The organism is Escherichia sp. AM3, assembly GCF_032029835.1.
Taxonomy (GTDB): Bacteria; Pseudomonadota; Gammaproteobacteria; order Enterobacterales; family Enterobacteriaceae; genus Escherichia; species Escherichia coli.
This window is the reverse complement of record NZ_JAVUPQ010000179.1, coordinates 1-2,948: the sequence shown is the minus strand read 5'-3', so window position 1 is coordinate 2,948 and position 2,948 is coordinate 1. Positions and strand designations below refer to the sequence as shown.

Annotated in this window: 1 rRNA gene; it reads right to left on the bottom strand. The window is 53.2% G+C overall.

Features of this window, described 5'->3' with window-relative positions:
• Positions 1-26 precede the first annotated feature (26 nt).
• A 23S ribosomal RNA gene (locus RTW80_RS23625) occupies positions 27-2,928 on the bottom strand.
• Positions 2,929-2,948 lie beyond the last annotated feature (20 nt).

The following is a 2,948-nucleotide window of genomic DNA, read 5'->3' as shown; positions in this document are numbered from 1 at the left end:
ATCCGCCAAAACATCTTCGGCGTTGTAAGGTTAAGCCTCACGGTTCATTAGTACCGGTTAGCTCAACGCATCGCTGCGCTTACACACCCGGCCTATCAACGTCGTCGTCTTCAACGTTCCTTCAGGACTCTCAAGGAGTCAGGGAGAACTCATCTCGGGGCAAGTTTCGTGCTTAGATGCTTTCAGCACTTATCTCTTCCGCATTTAGCTACCGGGCAGTGCCATTGGCATGACAACCCGAACACCAGTGATGCGTCCACTCCGGTCCTCTCGTACTAGGAGCAGCCCCCCTCAGTTCTCCAGCGCCCACGGCAGATAGGGACCGAACTGTCTCACGACGTTCTAAACCCAGCTCGCGTACCACTTTAAATGGCGAACAGCCATACCCTTGGGACCTACTTCAGCCCCAGGATGTGATGAGCCGACATCGAGGTGCCAAACACCGCCGTCGATATGAACTCTTGGGCGGTATCAGCCTGTTATCCCCGGAGTACCTTTTATCCGTTGAGCGATGGCCCTTCCATTCAGAACCACCGGATCACTATGACCTGCTTTCGCACCTGCTCGCGCCGTCACGCTCGCAGTCAAGCTGGCTTATGCCATTGCACTAACCTCCTGATGTCCGACCAGGATTAGCCAACCTTCGTGCTCCTCCGTTACTCTTTAGGAGGAGACCGCCCCAGTCAAACTACCCACCAGACACTGTCCGCAACCCGGATTACGGGTCAACGTTAGAACATCAAACATTAAAGGGTGGTATTTCAAGGTCGGCTCCATGCAGACTGGCGTCCACACTTCCAAGCCTCCCACCTATCCTACACATCAAGGCTCAATGTTCAGTGTCAAGCTATAGTAAAGGTTCACGGGGTCTTTCCGTCTTGCCGCGGGTACACTGCATCTTCACAGCGAGTTCAATTTCACTGAGTCTCGGGTGGAGACAGCCTGGCCATCATTACGCCATTCGTGCAGGTCGGAACTTACCCGACAAGGAATTTCGCTACCTTAGGACCGTTATAGTTACGGCCGCCGTTTACCGGGGCTTCGATCAAGAGCTTCGCTTGCGCTGACCCCATCAATTAACCTTCCGGCACCGGGCAGGCGTCACACCGTATACGTCCACTTTCGTGTTTGCACAGTGCTGTGTTTTTAATAAACAGTTGCAGCCAGCTGGTATCTTCGACTGATTTCAGCTCCATCCGCGAGGGACTTCACCTACATATCAGCGTGCCTTCTCCCGAAGTTACGGCACCATTTTGCCTAGTTCCTTCACCCGAGTTCTCTCAAGCGCCTTGGTATTCTCTACCTGACCACCTGTGTCGGTTTGGGGTACGATTTGATGTTACCTGATGCTTAGAGGCTTTTCCTGGAAGCAGGGCATTTGTTGCTTCAGCACCGTAGTGCCTCGTCATCACGCCTCAGCCTTGATTTTCCGGATTTGCCTGGAAAACCAGCCTACACGCTTAAACCGGGACAACCGTCGCCCGGCCAACATAGCCTTCTCCGTCCCCCCTTCGCAGTAACACCAAGTACAGGAATATTAACCTGTTTCCCATCGACTACGCCTTTCGGCCTCGCCTTAGGGGTCGACTCACCCTGCCCCGATTAACGTTGGACAGGAACCCTTGGTCTTCCGGCGAGCGGGCTTTTCACCCGCTTTATCGTTACTTATGTCAGCATTCGCACTTCTGATACCTCCAGCATACCTCACAGTACACCTTCACAGGCTTACAGAACGCTCCCCTACCCAACAACACATAGTGTCGCTGCCGCAGCTTCGGTGCATGGTTTAGCCCCGTTACATCTTCCGCGCAGGCCGACTCGACCAGTGAGCTATTACGCTTTCTTTAAATGATGGCTGCTTCTAAGCCAACATCCTGGCTGTCTGGGCCTTCCCACATCGTTTCCCACTTAACCATGACTTTGGGACCTTAGCTGGCGGTCTGGGTTGTTTCCCTCTTCACGACGGACGTTAGCACCCGCCGTGTGTCTCCCGTGATAACATTCTCCGGTATTCGCAGTTTGCATCGGGTTGGTAAGTCGGGATGACCCCCTTGCCGAAACAGTGCTCTACCCCCGGAGATGAATTCACGAGGCGCTACCTAAATAGCTTTCGGGGAGAACCAGCTATCTCCCGGTTTGATTGGCCTTTCACCCCCAGCCACAAGTCATCCGCTAATTTTTCAACATTAGTCGGTTCGGTCCTCCAGTTAGTGTTACCCAACCTTCAACCTGCCCATGGCTAGATCACCGGGTTTCGGGTCTATACCCTGCAACTTAACGCCCAGTTAAGACTCGGTTTCCCTTCGGCTCCCCTATTCGGTTAACCTTGCTACAGAATATAAGTCGCTGACCCATTATACAAAAGGTACGCAGTCACCCCATAAAGAGGCTCCCACTGCTTGTACGTACACGGTTTCAGGTTCTTTTTCACTCCCCTCGCCGGGGTTCTTTTCGCCTTTCCCTCACGGTACTGGTTCACTATCGGTCAGTCAGGAGTATTTAGCCTTGGAGGATGGTCCCCCCATATTCAGACAGGATACCACGTGTCCCGCCCTACTCATCGAGCTCACAGCATGTGCATTTTTGTGTACGGGGCTGTCACCCTGTATCGCGCGCCTTTCCAGACGCTTCCACTAACACACACACTGATTCAGGCTCTGGGCTGCTCCCCGTTCGCTCGCCGCTACTGGGGGAATCTCGGTTGATTTCTTTTCCTCGGGGTACTTAGATGTTTCAGTTCCCCCGGTTCGCCTCATTAACCTATGGATTCAGTTAATGATAGTGTGTCGAAACACACTGGGTTTCCCCATTCGGAAATCGCCGGTTATAACGGTTCATATCACCTTACCGACGCTTATCGCAGATTAGCACGTCCTTCATCGCCTCTGACTGCCAGGGCATCCACCGTGTACGCTTAGTCGCTTAACCTCACAACCCGAAGATGTTTC